This is a genomic window from Paenibacillus sp. 2TAB19, from assembly GCF_052115185.1.
In the GTDB taxonomy this organism is placed as follows: Bacteria; Bacillota; Bacilli; order Paenibacillales; family Paenibacillaceae; genus Pristimantibacillus.
This window is the reverse complement of the sequence record NZ_JBFRGE010000086.1, coordinates 1-24,422: the sequence shown is the minus strand read 5'-3', so window position 1 is coordinate 24,422 and position 24,422 is coordinate 1. Positions and strand designations below refer to the sequence as shown.

The window sequence follows — 24,422 nt, the reverse complement described above, 5'->3', positions numbered from 1 at the left end:
AAATAAGCCGTCGAAACGTCAGGGAAACAGCCGCCGGTTTTCGTCAAAACTGCAGCCAGATCCGTAAATTCCGTATCGGTTTCCAGCCACTCTCCCCAATGGAACTTCGTATCCCACACATAATTCGCGTCAAGCTCCCCGTTGGTATAATTTTGATAAACGGGGGTATCTTTAAATCGTTGATTCGATTCTTTCGCGCTTGCGGCCATATAATCCACCCACGCCTTCGCGGATTCGAACTGTTTCTCCAAAATCGACTTGTCGCCATAGCATAGGTACATGGTCCACGGGATAATAACGGCCGCATCTCCCCAGCCCGAGGAACCGTCGAGCATGCTGGCCACTCCTGGCTTGCGAAACGCCATCATCGGATTGGAGCTCGTCTTGGAAAGCCGCTCATACTCAGCTAAGTTGTGGTATCCGATTACAGTGGGTACCGTGCTTGGCACCGATCCGCCTTGGAACTGCTCGACGGCCAGATCGGCCATCCACTTCTCGAAGAAAGGATACACATTCATGAAATCGGACGACGTTCTGGCATAGACCTGCGCATCCCCTGTCCAACCCGCCCTCTCCCGTGTCGGGCAATCGGTTGGAACCTCCATGAAATTGCCCTTCTGGCTCCATATCGAGTTGGATACGAGTTGATTGATCGACGGATTCGAGCAGGTAAACCCGCCCGTCTCTTCCATATCGGAATAGACCGCTACCGCCGTAAAGTTATGCGGATCAATTGTACCCGGGTAATTTTTCAGCAGAACATAACGGAAGCCGAAGATGGCAAACCGCGGGTGGTAGCTTTCCACACCGTTGCCCGCTAGAATGTAACGAACTTCTTGGAAATCGTCCAATTCTCCATGTCCCGCAAGATTTTGCAACGTGAAGTTTCCGTTCTTATCCAACGCTTCACCATGAATGAGGACGACCTCCGTCCCCGCGTCTCCCTGAACCTTCATATCGACCCAGCCGGCGATATTTTGCCCGAAGTCCAATACCGTTTCTCCGTTCGGCGTATGCAGCACTTTAGGCGTGAAACGTTCTTTCGTTCTTACGGGCACGCTGTTCGTTCCGATTAAGTTGTCGTATCCGTCCTCCGTAGCGACGACTTGCTCCCATGCGGAATCGTCATACCCGCTATTACTCCATCCTTCGATATTCATCGTAGCGTCGTAGACCTCTCCCGCCTTCATGTCCGTCTTACGCAAAGGTCCGCGGGACGTCGTCTTGAAGGAATCGTCGCTGGCGATGATGTCGCGACTGCCGTCCTCGTAGGTCAACACCAGTTGTCCCAAAAAGGCTACTTTATAGCCGAAGTTGTTTTTCAAGCTTGCCCCGCCGGTGGTGCCTCTCCACCAGCCGTCCCCGAGAATAACCCCGAGCGCATTCGCACCTTCGCTCAGAAGGCTAGTCACATCATAGGTTTGGACCTGGTGCCTCTTGTGGTAGGAGGTGAATCCCGGCGTGAACAAGTGGTCCGTACCTTCGATCCCGTTCAAAAAGAAGCTGTACAATCCCCTCGCCGTCAAATAGGCTCTTGCCGAGACGAGGCCCTTCTTCACGTCGAATTCTTTCCGAATATACGGAGCCGGCTTATAGGCGTCGACATCTACCTCTTTCTCCGGTTCGATCCAACGTCCCTTCCAATCCGAAGAGTGTAACAATCCGGTTTCGAAATAAGCAGGCTCGCTGAACGGCGATTCCTCTCCATGATTGTTCCATACTTTGACCCGCCAATAGATGCGCTGCATCGATTTCAATTCGGTACCGGAGTACAAGACATGCTGCGATTGGCTCGTCTCCATCCTCCCGCTGTCCCATGTTAAGTTAACGAAACCCAAGGTTTCGGATGCCTGCAATTGATATGCGCATTGTAGCACATTTTCCCCGTCGCTTCGAAGCTTCCAACCCAGACGAGGCTTGTCCGAATCCAGCCCCAATGGATTTTCCAGATATTCCGTTCGCAAAGACACTGCTTCCAGCATAATTGTAACCTCCTGTACTATTTCCGTTGTAGTTCTTTCCCTCTTCACGATACCATTCCGGATTATATGCGGACTAACACTTAGCCGACTTTTTGGATGTCGTTATGACGACCATATAGGTTTAATAAAAAGTCGTAAAAATTCCATCCGTAAAGTCGTAAAAGCGTTAGAGAAACAAGCCGGATTGTTTTAAGGTGTAGGTGACAGGTAAACGTTCAACATAGGAGGAGAATAGATGACGGATTTTTCTAGTGTAAAAGGGAAGGTTGCTATTGTCACAGGCGCTGCGGACGGTCTTGGCAAGGCGATTGCGCAATGCTATGCGGAGAACGGCATGAAGGTCGTCGTATCCGATATCAATGCCGACAAGGGATCGAAGGTCGCTGAGGAGATTCGATCAGCGGGCGGAGAGGCCGTCTTCTTCAAATCGGATGTAAGCAAAGAGGATGAAGTACAAGGACTCGTCGATTTCGCTGTCGCGACGTACGGCCGATTAGACGGTCTCGTGAATAATGCCGGAATAGCAGCCGAGAGCAGGCCCACGCATGAATTCTCGGTGGCTGAGTTCGATCGATTAATGGCCATCGACTTGCGCGGCGTCTTCCTTGGGATGAAGTTCGCCGTCGAAGCGATTCTGAAGTCCAAGTCGACCGGTGGATTCATCATTAACGTTGCTTCCCAAGCAGGGATATTGGGCAACAGCTCCATGGCTACTTATGCTTCCGCGAAGCATGGCGTGGTCGGTCTGACGAAGAGCGCCGCCCTCGATTACGCGCCTTACAGCATCTCCATCAATGCGATTTGTCCGGGAACGTTCCGAACCTCCATCTGGGKACAAGCACCCGAGGAAGTCGTTTCCCAATACGCGAAGATCCTGTCGCCAAGCGGCAAGCTTGGCGACCCGAAAGAAATCGGTCATTTGGCCTTGTTCTTAGCCTCTGATTTGGCGCGTTACATCAGCGGTTCGGCTATCGTAATCGATGCCGGCTCGCATGCGGGCAAGGTGACTCCCGTTCAATGGGCGCATCCGGAAATTTTGGAGTAACAGGAATGAACACAGAAGGGGTTCCCTGCTATTGCCGGGAACCCCTTCTCATTGTTATTATCTATTTCTTTATTCGGTTTAAAGCCGTATTAAGCTCGAGCATCTTCTCTTTGGGAATCCTGCCTGCAAAAACCCTTCTAACCGTTAATCGGTTGACCATCTCTTGCATTTTGGCATCCATCTGAGGCGCCGAAGAAGGCTGGCTATTGTCAGAGCTGTTACCCGCTTGAGCTCCTGCCATTAGGTTACGTATTTCCTGTAAGATTAACGCTGCCTCAGGATGACTCGCGACATCTCCTACCTTATCATGGATGGAGAAATATCCATCCGGTGCAGTAAGCTCAAACCAGTTGATGATATCTCCATCTTCCTTCAGCTGCTTCATGCGGTAATCTTCATTAAATACATCAACTTTACGGATCAGGCTTTCATCCTCGCATTGTCCTGCCTTTGCAATCAGCCTTGTTTCTCCAGAGATCGGTACGTCGAAATAGAAGAAATGCACATCGCTGATTTGTTTTCCAACACTTTTCCCATCGGCGAACAATTCAACTTCCGGCTGGTTGGAATATACCGTAACCTTGGTAACCTCCTCGACCCTGTCCACATATCTCTTTCCGCAGATATGAACAAACGGTTCATCGGTCAGTCAAGCTTTGTAGGCATAGAAAGCATCTTTTTTATACTTTCTGTCAAAGGAAACGAGTCCTTTATGGTTGATTCCGTCCTTGCCGCCTTCCGCTCTTGCATCCGAGCCAAAATCAAACATATTCCAAACATGGGTTGCCCATATATAAGGCCGTACAAATAATTGCTTGATTAACTCCTCATGATAATAAGCCTGGTAATCTTCTGTATAATCTCCCTTTCCAGGTGTTGAAGTATGCCAGTTGCACGCCGCCTCGCAACCGTATTCACTTAATCCGATTGGTTTATTAGGAAACTTCTCATGGAACTCATCCATAAAAAGACCATTCTCGTGCGTTTCCCCAACATACCAGCCTAAATATAAATTATAGGAAACAACATCCGTTATATGCACGTACTCTTTATCCATTGGACAGTCTTTGATAACCGCTAAGGTCGTAAGTCTTGTTGGATCCATTTCATGAACCATATCGTTTAAGATGCGGTGGTTCTCCACCATATCCTCATCGTCCGCTCCAAGAATGGTAATTTCATTCGACAACCCCCAAACCGCAATCGAAGGATGGTTGTAATTCTGAATGACCAGTTCCTTCATCTGCGAAATGGTATTTTCTTTTCCTCCCACCATGTGGCATGCAATATAAGGTATTTCCGCCCATACGATCATTCCCCGTTCATCGCACAGGTCCAAGAAATACTGGTCATGCTGATAATGGGCTAGCCTTATCGTTGTAGCACCCATTTCGCAAATGAAGTCCATGTCTTCGTTATGGTGTTCCGGCAATAATGCATTTCCTATTTCCGGACGGTCTTGGTGACGATTTACACCGCGCAACGGGTAGCTTTCTCCATTCAGGAAAAATCCTTTTTCCGGGTCTACCTTGAAGGAACGGCATCCGAATCTGACATTTCGTCTGTCCAATTCCTCTCCATTTTCAACTAATCTAACTTCCAATGAATAGAGGAAAGGGTCCTTCCGTCCATTCCAAAGACGCGCCTGACTTATCGTAAATGTTACTCTTGTCGTATGCGCATCCGTTATTTGTTCGGCAACTACCTGATCTGCTGCTTTTACGGTATAAATGATCTGCTGCGAAGGCAATGCGCCCGTAACATATACTTGTACATCAACTTCAGCATCGCTGCCATTTACGACGGGAGTAACATCCACACCGGGACCGCCATAATAATCCAGGTCAAAATGAGATTCCGGAACCGTTATAACTGACACGTTTCTGTAGAGGCCGCCATAAAAAGTGAAATCCGCTTCTTGTGGATAAACGCTTGCATTAGAGGCATTATTAACGGCAACCACAATAAGGTTTTCGTCTGCCAGCAAGCCTGTAATATTCACTCTCCATGTTGAATATCCGCCATCATGGCGCCCTGCATGGCGCCCATTCACATAAACATCCGCAGACGAATTAGCAGCTTGAAATTCAAGGTATACAAGCTGGCCGGCAGACAGATCGTCCTTGCTAAGCTTTTTGGCATAATAACAAGTTCCCCGGTAATAATCGTTTCCGCCGTCCTGCCCGTCTTTTCCATTCCACGTATGGGGAAGGTTCACCGCTTCCCAGTCAACCGGAAGGTCCTGAGGAATATCCAAAGCCGTTTTTGAAAAATGCCATGCTTCATTCCATAGTTTAATCATTATACGATCTCAACTCCCTCGCATACTTCGCCCTCTGTGATCCCAACTTCATTGAAGCTATCCACTCTTACATAAACCGGTTCGCCTTTGATTAACGCCTTAATAGTAAGCTGATTGACGCCGAAAACCATATGGCTGTGATACAGCTTATCCGGCGAATATCCCCAGAGCACGTTGTAACCGACGGCATCGGCAAGCTCGTTCCACGTTACGGAAAGGTCCAACTCGCCTAACCGTACTGTTTGGACGGCAATTGCTTGTTTCGGCTGCTCCCCATGTCCGATCCCGAACACTCGAAGACCGGAAATGCATGCGGCCTGGTTAAAAGGGAGCTCCTTGACGGTACATCTGATATACCGAACCTTTGCTCCGCCTTCTATTACAACAAGATCATGCGGTAAATCGGAGTCCGCTTCCGATTTGTCTTCCAATACGAAATAGTCGGTTCCGTCAACCGAGCCCTCCAGGAGCCATCTGGTGACATGCTTCCGCACGTCGAGGTATCTTCTTATTTCTCCGACTTGCTGTAAAGCTGCTCCCTCGGGAAGCGGAAGGTTCAACTGATCGTCCGCGAAATTAATTTGTACGGCATGCACGTCGCAAGCCTGCTTCAGATCAACCTCAAGCCATTCTCCAGGCTCATTGGTTGCTGCTTTCCACCAGCTTTGAACATTCTCATCTGTAGCCTTCGAAGCCTCTTTTCCATCTTTGCAGGAAGATGCCTTGGCCGGCTTTCCGTAGGAAAGCAGCATCCACTCCGGATTGCTCCATGGGTCCAAGGAAGCTTGGTCGATCCGCATCGGCCAATCACCATAGCGTTGATTGCAGAATAATTCCCCGTCTTCATCAAAGCCCGCCGGCCATAGCCCGATCCGCCTTTCAAAAATATGGTTGACGCTCACTCTCATCGTCGAGGCATGCCACCAATTTCCGTACCGATCTTCCAATGTCGATCCATGTCCCGCTCCTGGCAGAAAACCTCCGGGCTTATACGAGTACGGATTATTTTTCGCTAGCGTAAAGGGTCCGAGCGGGCTGTCCGAAACGTAGACCCCATCCGCATACACGTTATATTGCGTTCCGGGTGCGGAGTACTGGAGATAATATTTGCCGTTATGCTTATCCATCCATGCGCCCTCGATATACGGATCTTCATTCCCGAGGGACTTTCGGATGACTTGCAAAAACTCTTCTGTAGCGTCGGGATTCCTTTTCACGTAGTTTTTAACCATCTCCTCGACCTCTTCCGCCGGTCTAGGTAAGTGATTTTCTCCATTTCGTTCATAGCCGATAACCGCAATATTGCTCTGCACAAGGGCGAGGGGCTCCCCGATGGGCTTCATATTGTCCGGATTTAGTTCGACGCCGTATAGCGGCGTGACACTAGAGCATCCCCAGTAGAAATAAAACCGTCCGTCATCATCCAAGAACAGATTCGGGTCCCAGAAGGGAAACGTCCCTTCGATTTCTTCAAACGCGCCGTTAATCGGATCTTTCGTTCTGTAGAAGGAACAGTTCTTGGATTTACTCGATGCGGAGAAATAAACATATTCTCCGATGACCCGAACATCCGGGGCATAATCGTAAACCGGCACATCCTTCAGCTGGTGGAAGGTCCACTCGGTCAAATTGTCGCTGACAAGAAACCCCGCCGTCATCGAAGGAAACAAATAATATTGGCCCTTGAACAAAATCATGGAAGGATCGGCCGCTTCCCTATAAGTGACGTTAAGTCCTCTTGAATCGGTGAATTGATATTTGTATTCCATTTTGATCGGGTTGCACATATACGTCATTGTTATTCGCTCCTCTTCATTTCACTTTTTTTGAACTAAATATTCTGTCATYGAAATAATCGATMGATTTCTGCAGCAGATTGGACAACATGCGGCTTTCTTCGGCACCCAGATGCTCCGCCAACCCTTCGTAAAGCTCGCGGGAATATCGGAGAACATAGGCGGCTTTCTGTTTTCCCTTCTCGGTTAACGAAACTCTAACAATCCTACGGTCTGCCGAATCTTTAACGCGCACAATTAGATCCCTTTCGACCATATCGTTCAAGAGCTGGGATACGAATGGAGAAGTTACTCCCAAATACTCGCTGAGCTCCATTACGCTCATAGGGTCACGCTCTCTGTCCATAAGGATGGACATCATACGGGCTTCATTTACTTTTTGGTTAGCAGCGTCTATGCGGGCTTCGATATTTTTGCGGTACAGATGTCCAAAAACCTTCATGAGCTCCAACGATTCGTGATCCATTCGACTCTCCTTTCGCGTGAATACCCGAATAGATAAGTTACTTATTTATTTGATCTCATTAGATTGTAAAAGTTAACGCGTTTCCTCACTAACACTTTTAAGACTTATTCGCTATCGCTATCACGACTTTTTGGACCGCATGGACAAGCATAAACGTGAATCCAACAAAAAAGACACCACTCGGGTGTCTTTTATAACAACTCTTTGAAACGACCCTATTTACGCCACCAGCTTCAAGCCGATCGCCGAGCCCAACACCACGCCTATGCATAGTAACCTCAAGAAACTGCGAGGCTCTTTGTAGATAAGCATGCCGAGTACCGCACCACCAGAAGCGCCGATCCCCGTCCATACCGCGTAAGCCGTACCCATCGGCAACGTCTTCATCGCTAGCGACAGCAATAGGAAGCTAAGGCCAAAGCTTACTATCAGCAAAAGCAATGGTTTCCAGTTACGGGCTTGATTGAACGTATTAATAAGGACGACGCCAAACATTTCGAATATGCCTGCCATAATCAAAAACAGCCAATTCATACGCCCTTCGCCTCCTTCTTCTTGTCTTTACTAAGGAGCTTCAAGCCTATCACGCCTAGAAGCAGCAGAGCGATCAATACCATTTTCATCGCTTGGACCTCAGCATCGAACAATAGAATCTCGGCTATGACCGTCCCGGCAGTCCCCAAACCAACGAATACGGCATATACGGTGCCTACCGGCAACGTACGAGTAGCCTTGATCATCAAATAAAAACTAACAAAAATAGCGATTGCCGTTCCTACCCATTCCAGCCCGCTGTCCGCATGCTTTAAACCAATAACCCAACCTACCTCGAATACCGCTGCAATTACGACCGATAACCACGTTTTGTTCATCATTCATTCCTCCTTGATATTGCCGTTAGTATGGCGTATTAAATGAAAAAAAAATAAAAGCCCGAGAAATAAACCGCATAACGCGGTTTATCTCCCAGGCTTTTATCCTTCCGTGTCGCAGCCGATCGGCTGCGGGCTCTCTCTCGGACCGGACCGGCATTGCATCGCATGCCGCGGAACCCTAGAGAACCTCACTATATTCATTTCATCAAAATATACGTTGTATGCGAGCGGTTGTCAAGCCGATACGTCGCTTATTACACTGCTGCTTCATCATGCTCGAACTGGCTGTTGTACAAATCGGCATAGAAGCCGTTCGCCGCTAGCAGTTCCAGATGGTTGCCGCTCTCGATAATATCGCCGTCCTTCATGACGAGAATGATGTCGGCGTTCTTGATCGTAGACAGTCGGTGCGCGATAACGAACGACGTGCGTCCCGCCATCAGCCGGTCCATCGCCTCCTGAATGAGCAACTCCGTTCTCGTATCGACGGAGCTCGTCGCCTCGTCGAGGATGAGCAGCGGCGCATTCGCGATCAAAGCTCTTGCGATAGTAATGAGCTGCTTCTGTCCTGCGGAAAGGTTCACTTGCTCGTTCAATACGGTGTCGTAGCCGTGCGTCAATGTTCGGATGAAATGGTCAATGCCAACCGCTTTGCACACGTCCTTCACCATGGCATCGGTAACGCCTTGCTTATTGAAGACGATATTTTCTTTGATCGTTCCTTCGAATAGCCACGTATCCTGCAGCACCATACAGAACTGCTCATGCACGTTTTCCCGAGGAATCTCGTGGATCGGAACGCCGTCGATTGCAATTTCCCCGCCGTTCAACTCGTAGAATCGCATCAGCAGATTGACGATCGTCGTCTTGCCCGCACCCGTCGGGCCTACGATGGCGATCTTCTGGCCAGGCAAAGCGCGTGCCGAGAAATCATGGATAATCAGCTTATCGGGATTATAACCGAACGTAACATGACGGAACTCGACTTGGCCCTTAACGTCCTTAAGCACCTTCGATTTACCGCTCTCGTCCTCGAGCTCTTTCTCCTCCAGGAATTCGAATACGCGCGCGGATGCGGCAGCCGTCGATTGCAGCGTAGTTGCGGCCTGCGCGATTTGCCCGAGGGGCTGCGAGAACAACCTTACATAGAGCATGAAAGCGACGATGACACCAAACGAAATGTGATTGTTCATCGCTAATGCGCCGCCAACAATACAGACCGCTACATAACTGAAGTTGCCGACGAACATCATAAGCGGCATCGTCAAGCCGGATAGGAATTGCGACTTCCATGAGCTTTCATATAGTTTATCGTTAATTTCGTTAAACGTTTCCTTCGCTTTCCGCTCGCCATTATAGACCTTAACGACATCATAGCCCGAGAAGATTTCCTCGACGTGGCCGTTCATCGCGCCCAAGTTCGCTTGTTGGTGGACGAAATGTGTTTGCGATTTTTTGATCATCACAGTCATGAAAGCAAATCCTAGGAAGGTCGACACGATCGCCGTGAGCGCCATCCATACATTCGTAACGAACATCATAATCAAGGAGCCGACCAGCATCGTAACGGATGTTACGAGCATCCCGATACTCTGATTCATCGTTTGACCAATCGTATCGATGTCATTCGTCACGCGGCTCAGCACGTCGCCGTTGCTGTTGGAGTCGAAATATTTCAGCGGCAGCTTGTTGATCTTCTGCGAGATGCGCGTTCGCAACCCTCGCGATACCTTCTGCGTGACTGTAGCCATGATAAAGCCTTGGAAGTACGAGAAGACGACGCTTAATCCGTACAGGACGGAGAGCAGAATGCCGATCCTGGCGATCGCGTCCATATCAAGCTCACCCATTAAGCCCGCGGTGATGTGATCAGTCATCGCTTCCAGCTGACTTGGTCCGATAATCGTAAATATCGTGCCCACGACGGATAACAGTAAGGCAGCGATAATAAGAGGAAGATACGGCCGGCAATAAGCAACCAGCTTGCCCATTGTGCCTTTGAAATCGATATTTGGTTTTGTTGCAGGTTGTTGTGGTTTAGCCAATTTCGAGCTCCTCCTTCGACAACTGAGAGTTAGCGATCTGACGATAGACCTCGCAGGTCTGCAGCAGTTCTTGATGCGTGCCTCTTCCTACGATTCTGCCTTCGTCGAGAACGAGGATCAGATCGGCATCCTTGATCGTTCCGATTCGCTGTCCCACAATCAGGTTGGTAGCTTCTGCTGTTTCTTGCATCAGCATGGAGCGCAGCTGGCGGTCTGTCTTGTAATCAAGCGCGGAGAAGGAATCGTCGAAAATATAAATGTCCGGCCTGCGGAAAACCGCTCTAGCAATAGATAGCCGCTGCTTCTGGCCGCCCGACAAGTTCGTTCCGCCTTGCGAGACGCTGCCCTCGTAGCCGCCTTCAAGCTTCTCGACGAACTCTGTGCCCTTAGCGATCGCTACCGCTTTTTTCACATCGTCCGCTGAACCTGCCGCTTTCCCGTTATCGCCATATGCGACGTTGGATGTCACGGTTCCGGTGAACAATACTGCTTTCTGAGGGACATAACCCAGCTTGTTGTGCAAATCACGAAGCGAGTAATCCTTGACGTTCACGCCCCCTACGAGCACCTCTCCGTCCGTCACGTCATAAAATCTCGGGATCAGGTTCATGAGCGTACTCTTTCCGCTGCCCGTCGAGCCGATGAACGCAACCGTCTCGCCTTTTCGCGCAACGAAGCTGATGTCTTGAAGCACGTATTCATCCGAATCGGCATACTTGAAGCTGACATTTCGGAATTCAATCTCACCGGTCTTAGTTTGGTTAGATGATTTCGAGCTGCCGTCCTTGATGCTTGGTTCCGTATTCAACACTTCCATTACACGCTTGGCCGATACCGATGCCCGCGGCAGCATGAAGAATACCATCGACAGCATCATGAAGGCCATAACGATCTGCATGGCATAGGAAGAGAAGATGACCATGTCGCTGAACAAGCCGAGCCTATGCGCCGCATCCGCCCCATCGATCAGATAAGCGCCGATCCAGTAGATCGCGAGGCTTAATCCGCTCATGATCAGACTCATGACCGGCATCATTAACGCCATTAATCGGCTTGTGTACAGATTGGCGTCGGTCAAATCCTTGTTCGCGTGTTCGAACTTTACTTCTTGGCTCGGAGCCGCATTATAGGCGCGTATCACTCGCAGACCGGTCAAGCTTTCTCTCGTTACCCGGTTCAATTGATCGGTTAATCCTTGAATCGCTCTGAACTTCGGCATGGCGAACAAGATGACGATCGCGATCATGAGCAGAAGCAGCGCAACCGAAACGCCCGAAGAGAGCGTCCATTGCCAGCTCTTGTGGGAAATCTTCACAACCGCCCAGACGGCTAGAATTGGCGCTTTGATCATAACCTGCAGACCCATCGCCACGATCGTCTGCACTTGCGTAATATCGTTCGTCGATCTAGTAATAAGGCTCGCAGTCGAGAATTTATTCATCTCGGCCATCGAGAACGATTCGACCTTATCGAAGAGCAGGCCTCTTAGTCGCTTAGCAAGCGATGCGGCGCTCTGCGCCACGAGATAGACGACGATGAAAGAAGCGATTAAGCTTCCGATCGCGCACATCATCATATAGGCGCCCGGCTCCCAGACCTGACTCAAGGAGTTGCCTTCGGTCTGCACCAGCTTCGTAATTTCGGCCAAATAATCGGGAAGCTTCAGGTCGAGCCATACCTGGAGCACAATAAAAGCGGTACTGATGATAATAAACCACACATTTTTCGGATTAAAATACTTTAAGATCTTAAGCATCTACCGAACGCGCCCTCTCTCTACTGTAATTGTTAGCTATGCAAGCGTAAACGGCTGACGCCATCCTTTGGCGGCAACAGCAAACGTTTCGCGGTGAAATATAAGCACAGTATAAATAGTAATTTATACTTTCTTATATTTGAACAATAAGCTTTATTACTATATTACTTTAATTTAAGCCTTTCCAACAACTAGGGCGGTTGCTACTCTAGATTGCTTTTGATTTTATCAATCACATTAAAGAACGTATCCAGCTCATCCCGCGACAAACCCTTCTTTAACTCACGCTCTAATTCGACGTACTTGCCAAAAATGGCTTCGCAGTACTCAATAGCCATCGGCGTAAGAATGATTTGCTTTAACCTGCCGTCGTAGGCAACGGATTGTCTGACGATAAGATTATTCTTCTCCATTAGCTGTAAAATCTTGCTCGCGGTCGAGCGTCTAACTTGGAAGTGGTTCTCGAAGTCGCGCTGGAAAATCTCCTTGTGCCGGTTATCGACGAAAAACTTCAGCGCCCATCCGTGCATGCCGGTCAATTGATCGCCGTACTTATAGTGAATGAACCCGTCAACCTGCCGTTTCAACAAATTCCTCACCGTTCTAAGCTCAAGCGCAACCGATCTGTCATTATCCATTCTGCACCCCCTTATCCTTTCATTCTTTCCTAGATTATACCTCAAAACTTGTTAGCCGACTAACATAATTACGACTTTTTGATTAGCATTTTGACGACTTTGGCTATCGCCACAAAATCGTAACACTTTGCACATTGTGCATGTTTGCCCATTGGGCAATAATATAGATATGAAATGAGGTGAGCGCTTAGGCGAATGTATGATGAACAAACAAAGCTTGCGCGATATGAAAAGAGAAGCTACCGCCAATTCGCTAGCCGATGCTGCGTTCGCACTTGCGCTTGAGAAAGGGTTGGACGGATTCGTCGTCGAGGATATTGTGCAGCGGGCCGGATACTCTAGAAGAACGTTCGCGAATTATTATTCCTGCAAAGAAGAAGCCGTTGCTTCCGCGGCAGTCATCTTCCATGGCGCCGATGAGGTCGAAGATTGGATCGGACGCTTAGACGAGGCCATGACGCCGCTGGATATCCTGTACAATTTGATGAAGCTGCAGCTTACAACCGAGCATCTATCGAAATTGCAACAGCTTATTTCGCTTTCTAAGCATAACCCGACACTTGAGCCGTACATTCTCAGCGCGCTTCGCAGTCTGCAAGCAACGGCACAGGAAACGATAAGCGAGTTGTCTCGCGGACGTTATCCCGAAGGGTACACGCATCTTCTCGTCGGCGCCGTATACGGAGCCGTGTTGCCGCTGCTTGATGGGAGCATGAGCGTGCTGCTTCCTGGTGAATCAGCAGAGGAAACCCCTCATGCGGTAACTTTCGATCACTATCTGGATACGATGTTCGATTACTTACGCAAAGGATTTTAATTCATTACATCCTATATTTCCGCAAACAAAGGAGAAAAGCTAACGCATGTCAACTTTCCTGTACCGGATGGGCAAAGCTGCCTATTCCAAACCATGGTATTTCATTGTCAGCTGGATTGCGATCCTCGGAATTGTGCTCGCTATACTTGGAGTGAACGGTATTCATGTCACTTCCGATATGAAAATCGAGGGCACGGAATCACAGAAGGTGTTAGACCAGCTGTCGGCTGAGCTACCGGAAGCTTCTGGCGGTCAAGCCAGCATCGTATTTACGGCGCCTAATGGCGAACGTCTGGACACGGCTGAGCGTTTGAGTTCAATAAGCGAAGCCGTTAATAAAGTGTACACTCTTGAATATGTCATTAATCCGATTGAACTGGCCGCTCAAGCTGGAGCATCGATGACCGATGCCGCTGCTCAAGGCGGTCAGGCTGAGCAAGCCGATGCAGCAGCTTCCCAGCAAGCCGCTTCCGGCGAATTGCCGCCATACGGACCTATGATGATAGACGGTGTTCCCGTGCCCGGCGTCATGATCGCATCGGACGGCAGCGTTGCTTTATTCCAATTCCAATTCACCGTCCAACAAATGTCTTTGCCCGAAGAAGTACCTGATATGGTCATCGATGCCGTATCGCCTGTCGAGCAAGCCGGTGTTACTGTACTCCCGAGTGACTCGCTCTCCACCAAGCCTGCAATCGGCTCGACGGAAGCAATCGGCATCGCCGTCGCGGCTGTCGTCCTCTTCATGACGCTCGGTTCGGTCGTTGCCGCGGGTTTGCCGCTTCTGACCGCTCTTATGGGCGTAGGCATAAGCGTAGGCGGAGCTTTCGCCTTCTCGAACGTGTTCCACATGACCGATCTAACGCCTGTTCTTGCCTTGATGGTTGGACTCGCGGTCGGTATCGACTACTCGCTGTTCATCGTGAACCGTCAGCGTCGCATGATCCTCGAGCAAGGTCTTAGCGCTCGGGAAGCCGCTAGCCGAGCGGTCGGCACCGCTGGCAGCGCCGTATTTTTCGCAGGCTTGACCGTTATTATCGCCTTGTGCGGCATGCTTGTGATCGGTATCGGTTTCTTGTCCGCAATGGCGCTTGTTGCCGCTGTAGCCGTTCTTGCCAATGTATTAGTTGCGCTGACCCTGCTGCCGGCCTTGCTCGGTCTAGTCGGTGAACGCATTTGCTCGGCCAAAGCACGCGCGAAAGTCAGCACTCAAGCAAATACGAATCCAAATGGATTTGCGCACCGCTGGGTAACGGCAGTCGTGAAGGGGCGCTGGGCTATCGTCGTTGCCGTTATCGTCATTCTCGGCGCTGCTGCGATTCCGGTCGCGAAGATGGAGATGGGTATTCCTTCCGGCGCTACGGCGAACCTAGACACGACGGCAAGACAAAGCTACGACGCGATTTCGAACGGCTTCGGCGAAGGCTTCAACGGTCCACTGCTTCTAGTAGCTGAGCCGCAAGGTTCCTCTGGTGCCATCACAATGGAAACGCTTGGCGGACTCGTTCAGGAGCTCCAGCAGCATGACAACGTATCGGTCGTAACGCCGATGGGCGTCAACAAGACCGGCGATATGGCTATCATTAGCCTCATTCCGAAGACTGGGCCAACGGACAAAGAGACGAAAGATTTGGTCCAAGAGCTTCGCGACATCGATTCCAGCATGGCTCAGTCGCATGACGTTAAGATTGGCGTTACCGGCTTCACCGCAATCAACATCGATATGTCGTCGAAGCTGGCTGAAGTATTCCCGCTTTACGTCGGCATTATCGTCATTCTTTCGATTATTATTTTGCTGCTCGTCTTCCGTTCGATCATCGTGCCGGTCAAAGCTACTGTTGGCTTCCTGCTCAGCGTACTCGCCACTTTCGGGATTACGACTGCCGTGTTCCAATGGGGCTGGGTGCATGACCTGTTTGGCTTCGACACGGGCGGCCCGCTGCTCAGCTTCATGCCGATTATGGTTACCGGCATTCTGTATGGACTTGCGATGGATTACCAAGTGTTCCTCGTCAGCTCCATGCGCGAATCTTACGTTCATGGGCATCATGGCAAAGAGAGCGTCATCCATGGTTACGACCAAGCAGCCCGCGTCGTTGTAGCTGCAGCCGTCATCATGGTGTCCGTCTTCGCCGGCTTTATATTCGCTCATGACATTATGATCAAGCAGATCGGCTTCGCTCTGGCGATCGGTATCCTGATCGACGCCTTCTTCGTCCGTATGGCGCTAGTCCCTGCGGTCATGGCGATCTTCGGGGATAAAGCCTGGTGGCTGCCGAAGTGGCTCGACAAGTCGCTTCCGAACCTCGATGTGGAAGGCGATAAGCTGCTTGCTCAACTGAAGGAGCAGGAAAGCCCCGCTGGCAAAAAGAAAACGAAGGCAATCCCTCGTCAGGCTCACTAAACAACTACTAAACAATAAACGCCGGAGAATTCCCTGCTCAGCAGAGGATTCTCCGGCGTCCTTTCGTTTCATCCGACTTCGTAAAAATAACAGGATTTCCTCCCGTTGATTATGAACTCAATGCTTCAATTTTGAGCAATAGATGGAATTTCTCCCGTAAATTTCAGCCTATTCTTTGAGCATGAGGACGGGAAGCGATATTAACGGGAGAATTTCCAGTTATTCACCTATCGGCCCCATTTAACAATAGATTAACAGGAGTTATTCCAGTTATTTGGCGTTTATCGCGTTCAGCTTGATATGTTTTTCTACACTGAGGATACCTTCAACCACTGGATCTGTACAGGTCCGCGACCGGCATGGATCTTCAGACTATGAAGGCCGGGCTCTACCGCTGCCTCGCTGCTAACCGTCGCTGTCCTCCACTCCGAAGCCTCGCCGCTTATGCGACCGATCACTGCTTGATCCAACATGACGTATAACTCAGCAGATTCATCCTTCAACTGCACCCTTAGCTCAGCATTCAAACCGGCAGCTTGCCCAGCTGTCGTGATCTCATACGTCGCCCAATCGCCAGCTGCCAGCTCGATGCACAGCCATTCGTCCGACTGCCACTCCTGGCCTTGCCCATGCTGGAAGTTAGCCTCGGTGCGTTCGCTGTCGATGAATCGGAACGTCACAGCGTCTTTCGAGCGGAAAGCGGCAATGCCTTCATTACCCTCAGCTCGCCTGCTGGAAGCACGTCCATAACTCACGCCTTCGCCCTTATACCCGTAGAACATAGCGGGAATACGCACCGGCAACCTGCGGAACAACGAAGAAACGACATCGGCGTGGTACGTGCAATTCTCGATTAACAGGTTATGCAAATATTCATTAAGAATCGCCTGCGCCTCCGCTGCCCCCGGCTTGCTTCCGCCTTCCAGATAAGCCACCAGCTTGTGCCAGCCTTCCGGCAAGTTCACCGAGCAAGGCGAATTTGTCGTATCTAGCTTCTTCCACGTCCAGAAGTTCCACGAAATGTCGTGATCCTCGAACAATCGGAATGCGCCCGTGTACCAGTCCTTATTGTTCTCCCCGCCTTCGCCCATGAACAGCGGAGCGTTCAGCTCGTCCCTTTTGTCCAGGTAGGTCTGAATGCTCTCCGTATCGGGGTTGTTCCAATACTTATGGAATTGCAGCAGCACATTATTGTCCGGCAGTGTCGTGAAGATCGACCAGTCCGTCGCCCAATGCACGCCCTCCAATATAATGAGGTGTTTGCTGTCAACTTCTCTAATGGCATTAATGATATCGACATAAAGCGGCATCACTTGGTCGTTATATTGCGCGAACCAATTCGGAAGCGGTTCATTAAGCAGATCATAACCAGCCACGATCCACTCATCCTTATAGCGCTCGGCCAGCATACGCCATAGCTCTACCGTTTGCTGCTTATTCCGTTCATCCGTGAACAGCTCGGGAAGATCGTTCTCCGAGTCGTCGATGTTCGTTCCCGTCTGCCCGCCCGGCGCGCCGTGCAGATCAAGAATCGCGTAGATTCGATACGTCCTGCACCAGTCAATAATACGATCCAGCATCGCCAGATGTTCGTCATGCCAGACCTGCCCAGGCTCGCTTTCCCGCACGAGGAAACGAGCATTTATCGGAATACGAAGCGAATTGAAGCCCTCCTCGGCCATCCGCCGAATATCCGCTTCCGCAACATAGTTTTCATAGTACGTTTGCCAAAAACGTCCTGCCTCTTCCTCGCCGATTAAACCGACGATCATCTGCTCAATACGACGCGGCCGATCTCCCTTTTCCGGGAACCTCCACATATAGCCCTCGGGAAGCAGCCAGCTTCCGAGCCCGACGCCGCGAAGCAGCACTTCCTCGCCTACGCCGTTTCTCAGTTTCTTTCCGTCCGCATACAGGAATCCGTTAACTTCCCTTTGATCAAAATTCACCGCTTACGCTCCTCTCCTCTTAACTTTTAACCCTTAACCGCCCCGTCGCCTACGCCGTTAAGAATATATTTTTGCAGCAATAGATAGACGACGATGACTGGCAGCATTGTGAGTACGAGCGCCGGCAAGATAGCCGCCCAGTCGTTGTTCCCGTACTGCCCGAATAACATATTGATCGATAACAGCAGCGTATATTGATCCGAATCGGACAACATAAGAAGCGGAAGCAGGAAGTCGTTCCRCATCCATAGCAGATTCAGAATCGCCGCCGTCATCGTTATTGGCATTAACAATGGCAAGATGACCGTAACATACAATCGCAGTTCCCCGCAGCCGTCGATAACCGCCGCTTCGTCGATATCCCGAGGGATCGATTTCACAAATCCATGATACAAGAAGATGGCCATCGATACGCCGAGCCCGACATAGATCATGCTTAAGCCGACCAATGTGCCTTGCACCTGGAGCGCCATCGATACGCGATTCAAGGAGATCATAATTGAATGGAACGGAATCAGCATCGACAGGACGAACAAATTGAACAAAAACGTGCTCAGCTTGCCCGGCGTTCGCGACAGCTTATACCCGGCCATCGAGGAGAATACGATAATGCCTACCAAACCCGCAACGGATATGAGCGCGGTATTGCCCAAGCTGCGCATATAATTCGTTTTCTTGAACGCATCCTTATAGTTGCCGAACTCGAATTGCGCGGGAATGGACAGGATGTTGTTCATCATATCCCCTTCCGTCTTCAAGGAATTAAGGATGCCCATATAGATCGGAAACAACGTCACGCATGCCCCTAGCACAAGCACAACCCACACGATTATGGAGAACACCAAACGTCTCGAACCGTTCCTCATGCCTCCACCTCTTTCCGCTTCATGATTCTTAGCTGTACCAGCGTAATGATGAGGACTACAAGGAACAGTATCATTGCTTTCGCGCTTGCGTAGCCGTATCGGCCGCTCATTTTGAACGCTTCCTCGAAAATATTAAGCGCAATGACCTGCGTCGACCGTCCAGGTCCGCCCCCGGTGAGCGCGAATACCGCGTCGAACGCCTTAAACGAATTGTTTAACGTGACAAATATACCGATCGTCACCGCCGGATAAATCATCGGCAGCGTAATATTCCGGAAGATTTGCCAGCCGTTCGCCCCGTCAATGGCAGCGGCCTCCTTCAGCGATTGGGCTACGCCCTGCAGGGATGCGATATAGATAACCATGAGGTAACCGACGCCTCCCCATAACGAGACGATAACGATCGCATAGAAGGAATAGGTCGGATCGCCGATCCACGAACGATCGAGGAACAGCATTCCGGCATGCTCCGCGATATAAGGCAAAGCTTTGGTGAAAATAAACAACCACATGAACCCGCCGATAATCATGCTAATCATGTTCGGCATGAAGAAAATCGTCCGGAACCAGCCTTTGCTGCGCCCGCGCGATTCAATCAATACCGCAAGGAACACAGCCAATACATTTTGCAGCACAACCATCGCTATGACATATTTCAAAGTAAACCAAACCGAATCAACAAAAAAGGAATCCTGCGTCAGCGCCTCGACATAATTGGAGAACCCCACCCAGTTATAGGTGGGATTCAGTCCGTTCCAATCCGTAAAGCTGTACCATGCCCCGCCGATCGCGGGAACGAGCATGAATACGGCGTAAAACAATAAAGCAGGAAGTACGAAGGCCAGCAGGATGAGTGTCTTCTTACGATGTTTGGTCCTATGCAATTTTCTCACTCTCCCAACCGTTCATCCGTTACTGGCCTGCTTTCAGCGCATTCGCCCAAGTCTTATCGAGCGACTTGATCATATCCTCTTTGCTTACCGACTTCGCGTAATAGCTTTGAAGCAGCTTCGCCGTTTCGTCGGTTACGCCGTTCGGCAGCGACAGGTCTAGATAAGCTTTGCCTTGCGATACATACGAGCTCGCTTCCGTCACCCATGGGTACGTGTCGTATTTATGCTGCTCGGCAACCGGATTGAACTTCAGTTCCTCGAACAGTGCGGAGGAATCGTTGTCGTCGAGAATATAATTGACGAGGTCGAGCGCAACTTCCTTGTTCTTGCTTGTCGGAGAGACGGCAAGAGAAGTCGAAGTCGCCAGGTTGATCATCGTGCCTTTCGGATCATTGCTGACAGGAAGCGGCGCTACGCCGAATTCCATGTCCGGATTCGCTTTCAGAATCGACTCGGCCTGCCATGGACCTTGCACCCACATCGCTGCCTTGCCGCCCGCGAAGTCGGTTGAGCCAGCGGCGCTTCCTACTTCGAACGGCTTATCCGTTCCGTTCGCCATGATGAGGTCGATAATGTTGAACACATCTTGCACATCCCCATACGAAGCTTCGCCTTTGTTCATTTTCTCGACCCAATCAGGATGCTCTGACGATACGATGCCTCCAAGGGACAAAGCCATCATCAGCTGCGGAATCCACGACTCTTGGAACGATAATTCGAACGGTTTAATGTTAGCCGCGTTAAGCTTCTCGATAGCGGCTTTCATCTCGTCGAGCGTCTGCGGAGGCGTAATGCCTAAGTCGCTGAATATCGTCTTATTGTAGAGATATCCCCACGATAAGCTCTCCATCGGCAAAGCGACTACTTTCCCGTCATGCGTAACGGTCTGCTTAACGCTGTCGTACAGCTTAGATACAAAGGGCTGATCCGACATGTCGCTTAAGTAGCCCGCTTTGTAATACCTTGGCACATCGGCAATCGCATGGAGCGTGAATACGTCCGGTGCATCGTTGGATGCCATGCGCGTCTCCAAAATTTGCTTCGCTTGATCCGGATTCGGCATCTCGAGCTTGATTGTGACATCGATGTTTTTGTCCGCAAGCTCCTTCGCCTTGAATTGGTCGAAGTAGCTGTCGAACTGTTCCTTAAAGCGAGGGAAGTTCATGAATACTTTCAGTTCGACCTTCTTGGGCGAATCGCTCGTTCCTTCGCCGGAATTGCCTCCGGAGTTCGCCGAGTTAGTGCCGCAGGCCGATGCAAGCGTTGCGACAAGCATAAGTGAAAGTACGATATAAAGCGCTTTCTTCATTTCTATTACCCCTTTCGTTTGAGTGCACTCTCAGTGTAGAGGAAATAGGAATTCAAGTCTTTCCAGCGTATTAACATGGCGAATTGTACAATATTGATGTGCTACTTCTCTTCGCCCCGCAGCTCGCCCGGCGTTATTCCGAAATGATTTTTGAACACCCGGTAGAAATAGGCGAGGTCCTTGTAGCCGCACAGCTCCGCCGCGTCCTTGATCGTTGCCTGCTGATCTTTGATTAGCCCTTTGGCCTTCTCCATGCGCAGCCGTATCATTCTTTCCGTTATCGTTTCGCCGGCGGCCGCCTTGAACGCTCTGCTTAAATGTTCCTTCGTCACTAGAAAATGCGCGGCCAGCTTCTCCAGCGACAACGTCTCTAGGAAGTGGTTAGCCAAGTAAGCTTCTACCTCGCCGATATCGAGCTTAATCCGGTTTTTCTGATATTCCATGATCGCCCCAATGACCTGACCGTATACGTCGCCGAGACCGTTAACGAGCTCCTCTCTTGTTGACCAAGCGGTTGCAGCAGGAAGCTCCAGACCGGCGATTTCGTTCGTGCTGTTCGTCGTCTCTTCGGCCATCAGCAATAAATCGCGAGATACCCGTTCTGCCATAACCCCGAACTGCTGCTCCGGAACTGCGCTTTCGAGCTCGCGTCCCATTTTGTCCAATTCCTCTAGCAGCGCCTTCTTGTTCAAGCTGACYAAGTGGTCGTAAATGCGCTGCCGGTATGCCATGTAATGCGTGAGCAGCTTCTCGTCCATGAATAGAACCGGCGAAGCTGCCGCGCGCCTTCGCTGCCATTCCTCTACGCAAAGCGCTAATGCGGCATTCAACTCCTCGGCGCGGATCGGCTTCAGCATATATTCGATAACCTTAGAGCGGATTGCTTGCTTCAAATAAACAAAATCGTCGTATCCGCTCATGACGATAATCGCCGCTTCCGGGAAGCCGCTTCTCATTGCATCCAGCAGTTCAACCCCCTCGAGCCCCGGCATTCGCATATCGGTAATGACGACTTCCGGGTTGAACGATTGCATCATCTCCAGCGCTTCGATGCCGTCCTCCGCTTCCGCTATCACTTCCATATCGTAACGATCCCAAGCACCAAGCGACTTAATGACCGCTCTGGACCAAGGCTCATCATCCACGATCAACACTTTCAGCATTCCCACCAAGCTCCTCTCCCGTATTGACATAGGGCCAACTGATGACGATCATCGTTCCCTCGCCGGCTTTGCTGAACACGCGCATACGATGTTTATCGCCGAATTGAAGCACCATTCTCGCATTCACATTATGGAGGCCGACGCCTTTTCTTCTCCCCGTCCCTGCAGACTGCTGTTGTCCTGCATTCAAAGTAATGCGCCCTTTGAGCCGATCTCTGATTTCCTCCAGCCGCTCCGGCACAATGCCGATCCCTTGATCCACGACGATGAAGACGCATCGATTCCGAATCCGCTTCATGCGAATAAAGAGATGCCAGCTACCTCTCTTCGGCTGCAAGCCGTACTCGAAAGCATTCTCTACGATAGGCTGCAGCGTGAACCGCGGCAGCTGGCTGGCAAGCACCTGCTCGTCCACGTCCATCCCCACTTGGCAGCGACCGTAGAACCTATTTTCCTGGATAAAAATATAGTTGCGCATATGTCGAAGCTCTTCGTCCAGCTTCACAAGCTCCCCGTCGGTGCTAATGGAATAACGCAGCAAATCGCCGACGACAAGCGTAATTTCGTGAATCTTAACCGCATTAACGGATAACGCCATGCCCCCGATCAATTGGAGTGTATTATGCAAAAAGTGAGGATTGATCTGAGCTTGCAGTGCCAGCAGCTGCGCCTTCTTCACTTCGATCTCCTGCTGATACTCCACCTCGATCAGCTCTTTGATTCTTCCCATCATCGCGTTATAGCCCCGCTCCAACAGCCCGATTTCATCCTGGCTCTGAATGGAATGCTGCTCGAAATTGCTGACATGAGCATGGCGCATAGACTTGGCGAGTCCGATGATTGGACGTGTAATTCGGAGCGAGAACAATACGGACAGCAACAGAGACAATAGAACGAAAAATCCTCCGATCAGAGCGCCTGCGACAATCGTAGGCCTTGCGCTTTCCGATACGGTCGAGAACGGAATCGCTTTGACGATCGTGAGCTGACCGCCGGCAATTTTTTTGATAAAGAAGAAGTACCCGCCCTCTACGATATACGGCTCATCGTTGCCGCTCAGCATCTGGTCAGTCAGAAGCGTGCGAATGTCGTCCGTCTGCTCCGATACCGTTGAGCCGGAGAGCGTCTCTCCTTCGTCATTGAGCAGAAACACGGTGCTCTCCGCCTCCGACTGCAGGATATGGCTGACCTGCTGCCATACGTCGCGGTTAATTCGAACGCCGATGCCGCCTATAAGCATTCGGTCCTCGAAGCGGTTAATGCTATGATAAGCATAGATGCCTTCATTCGTTTGCTTGAAGTAGATGTTAATCGGCTCGCGCAGCAGCCGCTTCCAAGCCGTATCGTCGATGGTCAACGGATAGACGGTACCGTTATTGGCAAAATCGACGGTAATCGCTTTTTGGCTTTYATGCATGTAAAGCGTTAGTTCATCGATTTTGCGGGAATTGGTGTAGAACTGCGACGATAGCGCCTCGCGAATATGATTCAGCGACCGATACTGCACGCTGACATCGGGGTTGTCCGTGTCGTCCAAACCGGACACCAGCTCTTGATTGATCTGCAGCGAATAAAACAGAATATCGATCTGCTCAATAAGTTCGTTCAAATATTGCTCGGACCATTCGATCCGCGAAAGATTGGCGTTAATGATCTCTTCCTCGACCGAGTTTCGCGTGTTAACGGTTGCAATAAGCGTCACGATTAATACCGGAAGCGTAGCGAGTAGAATCATTAACAACATTAAGCGCATTCGGATGCTTTTTCGTTTCATGCCATCCCCTCTTTCTTAGTGCCTGCATTTCTCCAAACCTTATCATTTGCATGAATGTTGTACGATAAGGTTGTAAGCTAAATCCCCCGCCAGGAGTTGAACGCTAATGGATAAAATCATTCCTATTTTACCGTGTCCGTCCATAAAGGAACAGGTCGCCTTTTACGAAAACCTCGGATTCACCATTGTTCAGTTGTACACTCGCCCGAATCCTTATGCCGTTGTGCAATATGGATCCATTGAAATTCACTTTTATGGCAGCAAACGAACGTTGCCGGCCGAAAATCCAAGTATGTGCTATATGAGTGTCGTGTACCGCATTTACATCATCCACACTCATAT

At 50.2% G+C, this 24,422-nt stretch carries 20 protein-coding genes and 1 riboswitch; of the genes, 4 read left to right on the top strand and 16 right to left on the bottom strand.

Translation table 11 applies throughout. The features are described from left to right. Positions 1-1,982 (bottom strand): family 78 glycoside hydrolase catalytic domain (locus AB4Z33_RS26145; protein ID WP_442052708.1); only part of this gene is annotated, 1,982 nt, incomplete at its 3' end. A gap of 235 nt (positions 1,983-2,217) precedes the next feature. On the opposite strand from AB4Z33_RS26145, the gene AB4Z33_RS26140 reads away from it, so the two are divergent. Next, positions 2,218-3,027: an SDR family NAD(P)-dependent oxidoreductase gene (locus AB4Z33_RS26140; protein ID WP_442052707.1), complete on the top strand. Its 810-nt coding sequence runs from the start codon at positions 2,218-2,220 to the stop codon at positions 3,025-3,027. A gap of 61 nt (positions 3,028-3,088) precedes the next feature. Here the strand turns inward: AB4Z33_RS26140 and AB4Z33_RS26135 are convergent, their stop codons facing one another. The 9 genes from AB4Z33_RS26135 to AB4Z33_RS26095 form a co-directional block, all read right to left on the bottom strand. Then, the gene (locus AB4Z33_RS26135) at positions 3,089-3,634 is read right to left on the bottom strand and encodes a DUF4982 domain-containing protein (protein ID WP_442052706.1); all 546 of its coding nucleotides are present in this window, start codon (positions 3,632-3,634) and stop codon (positions 3,089-3,091) included. 42 nt (positions 3,635-3,676) lie between these two features. After that, entirely contained in the window at positions 3,677-5,329 is a 1,653-nt protein-coding gene (locus AB4Z33_RS26130; protein WP_442052705.1) for a glycoside hydrolase family 2 protein, read from the bottom strand. Continuing rightward, on the bottom strand, positions 5,329-7,125 hold the full coding sequence (locus AB4Z33_RS26125; RefSeq protein ID WP_442052704.1) for a family 43 glycosylhydrolase: 1,797 nt from the start codon (positions 7,123-7,125) through the stop codon (positions 5,329-5,331). The genes AB4Z33_RS26130 and AB4Z33_RS26125 overlap by 1 nt, the downstream gene beginning before the upstream one ends. Before the next feature lie 16 nt (positions 7,126-7,141). Continuing rightward, positions 7,142-7,591 (bottom strand): MarR family winged helix-turn-helix transcriptional regulator, encoded by a 450-nt coding sequence (locus AB4Z33_RS26120; RefSeq protein WP_442052703.1) that lies wholly within the window; start codon positions 7,589-7,591, stop codon positions 7,142-7,144. A gap of 219 nt (positions 7,592-7,810) precedes the next feature. After that, positions 7,811-8,125, bottom strand: a complete 315-nt coding sequence (locus tag AB4Z33_RS26115; RefSeq protein ID WP_442052702.1) for a DMT family transporter — start codon at positions 8,123-8,125, stop codon at positions 7,811-7,813. Further along, positions 8,122-8,463 carry a DMT family transporter gene (locus AB4Z33_RS26110; protein WP_442052710.1) on the bottom strand — a complete coding sequence of 114 codons (342 nt, stop codon included), beginning with the start codon at positions 8,461-8,463 and terminating at the stop codon, positions 8,122-8,124. Before AB4Z33_RS26110 ends, AB4Z33_RS26115 begins: the two co-directional genes overlap by 4 nt. Before the next feature lie 89 nt (positions 8,464-8,552). Next, positions 8,553-8,659, bottom strand: a riboswitch (guanidine-I (ykkC/yxkD leader). 61 nt (positions 8,660-8,720) lie between these two features. Next, on the bottom strand, positions 8,721-10,457 hold the full coding sequence (locus AB4Z33_RS26105; RefSeq protein WP_442052709.1) for an ABC transporter ATP-binding protein: 1,737 nt from the start codon (positions 10,455-10,457) through the stop codon (positions 8,721-8,723). A gap of 46 nt (positions 10,458-10,503) precedes the next feature. Beyond that, positions 10,504-12,267, bottom strand: a complete 1,764-nt coding sequence (locus AB4Z33_RS26100; RefSeq protein WP_442052701.1) for an ABC transporter ATP-binding protein — start codon at positions 12,265-12,267, stop codon at positions 10,504-10,506. Between the two features lie 203 nt (positions 12,268-12,470). Then, positions 12,471-12,905, bottom strand: a complete 435-nt coding sequence (locus AB4Z33_RS26095; protein ID WP_442052700.1) for a MarR family winged helix-turn-helix transcriptional regulator — start codon at positions 12,903-12,905, stop codon at positions 12,471-12,473. Positions 12,906-13,104: 199 nt separating this feature from the next. Between AB4Z33_RS26095 and AB4Z33_RS26090 the strand changes: the two genes are divergently transcribed. Then, positions 13,105-13,722: a TetR/AcrR family transcriptional regulator gene (locus tag AB4Z33_RS26090; RefSeq protein ID WP_442052699.1), complete on the top strand. Its 618-nt coding sequence runs from the start codon at positions 13,105-13,107 to the stop codon at positions 13,720-13,722. 46 nt (positions 13,723-13,768) lie between these two features. Then, positions 13,769-16,126 carry an MMPL family transporter gene (locus AB4Z33_RS26085; RefSeq protein WP_442052698.1) on the top strand — a complete coding sequence of 786 codons (2,358 nt, stop codon included), beginning with the start codon at positions 13,769-13,771 and terminating at the stop codon, positions 16,124-16,126. 308 nt (positions 16,127-16,434) lie between these two features. Here AB4Z33_RS26085 and AB4Z33_RS26080 read toward each other — a convergent pair whose 3' ends face one another. From AB4Z33_RS26080 to AB4Z33_RS26055, 6 genes are all read right to left on the bottom strand, one after another. Next, a complete protein-coding gene (locus tag AB4Z33_RS26080; protein ID WP_442052697.1) occupies positions 16,435-18,075 on the bottom strand; it encodes a cellulase family glycosylhydrolase in 1,641 nt (546 codons plus the stop codon). A 26-nt stretch (positions 18,076-18,101) separates the two neighbouring features. After that, the gene (locus AB4Z33_RS26075; RefSeq protein WP_442052696.1) at positions 18,102-18,941 is read right to left on the bottom strand and encodes a carbohydrate ABC transporter permease; all 840 of its coding nucleotides are present in this window, start codon (positions 18,939-18,941) and stop codon (positions 18,102-18,104) included. Continuing rightward, positions 18,938-19,825: a carbohydrate ABC transporter permease gene (locus AB4Z33_RS26070; protein ID WP_442052695.1), complete on the bottom strand. Its 888-nt coding sequence runs from the start codon at positions 19,823-19,825 to the stop codon at positions 18,938-18,940. Before AB4Z33_RS26070 ends, AB4Z33_RS26075 begins: the two co-directional genes overlap by 4 nt. Before the next feature lie 28 nt (positions 19,826-19,853). Next, the gene (locus AB4Z33_RS26065) at positions 19,854-21,143 is read right to left on the bottom strand and encodes an ABC transporter substrate-binding protein (protein ID WP_442052694.1); all 1,290 of its coding nucleotides are present in this window, start codon (positions 21,141-21,143) and stop codon (positions 19,854-19,856) included. 101 nt (positions 21,144-21,244) lie between these two features. Beyond that, positions 21,245-22,306: a response regulator transcription factor gene (locus tag AB4Z33_RS26060; protein ID WP_442052693.1), complete on the bottom strand. Its 1,062-nt coding sequence runs from the start codon at positions 22,304-22,306 to the stop codon at positions 21,245-21,247. Further along, complete coding sequence (locus tag AB4Z33_RS26055) at positions 22,281-24,080, bottom strand: sensor histidine kinase (RefSeq protein ID WP_442052692.1); 1,800 nt, start codon at positions 24,078-24,080, stop codon at positions 22,281-22,283. The genes AB4Z33_RS26060 and AB4Z33_RS26055 overlap by 26 nt, the downstream gene beginning before the upstream one ends. Positions 24,081-24,186: 106 nt before the next feature. On the opposite strand from AB4Z33_RS26055, the gene AB4Z33_RS26050 reads away from it, so the two are divergent. Beyond that, positions 24,187-24,422, top strand: a 236-nt coding sequence (locus AB4Z33_RS26050) for a hypothetical protein (protein ID WP_442052691.1), incomplete at its 3' end; no start/stop codon positions are given.

Coding starts and splice junctions, on each gene's coding strand:
- AB4Z33_RS26130 (WP_442052705.1), bottom strand. CDS start 5,329: ATGATTAAACTATGGAATGAAGCATGGCATTTTTCAAAAACGGCTTTG.
- AB4Z33_RS26125 (WP_442052704.1), bottom strand. CDS start 7,125: ATGACGTATATGTGCAACCCGATCAAAATGGAATACAAATATCAATTC.
- AB4Z33_RS26115 (WP_442052702.1), bottom strand. CDS start 8,125: ATGAATTGGCTGTTTTTGATTATGGCAGGCATATTCGAAATGTTTGGC.
- AB4Z33_RS26110 (WP_442052710.1), bottom strand. CDS start 8,463: ATGAACAAAACGTGGTTATCGGTCGTAATTGCAGCGGTATTCGAGGTA.
- AB4Z33_RS26105 (WP_442052709.1), bottom strand. CDS start 10,457: ATGGGCAAGCTGGTTGCTTATTGCCGGCCGTATCTTCCTCTTATTATC.
- AB4Z33_RS26100 (WP_442052701.1), bottom strand. CDS start 12,267: ATGCTTAAGATCTTAAAGTATTTTAATCCGAAAAATGTGTGGTTTATT.
- AB4Z33_RS26095 (WP_442052700.1), bottom strand. CDS start 12,905: ATGGATAATGACAGATCGGTTGCGCTTGAGCTTAGAACGGTGAGGAAT.
- AB4Z33_RS26090 (WP_442052699.1), top strand. CDS start 13,105: ATGATGAACAAACAAAGCTTGCGCGATATGAAAAGAGAAGCTACCGCC.
- AB4Z33_RS26085 (WP_442052698.1), top strand. CDS start 13,769: ATGTCAACTTTCCTGTACCGGATGGGCAAAGCTGCCTATTCCAAACCA.
- AB4Z33_RS26065 (WP_442052694.1), bottom strand. CDS start 21,143: ATGAAGAAAGCGCTTTATATCGTACTTTCACTTATGCTTGTCGCAACG.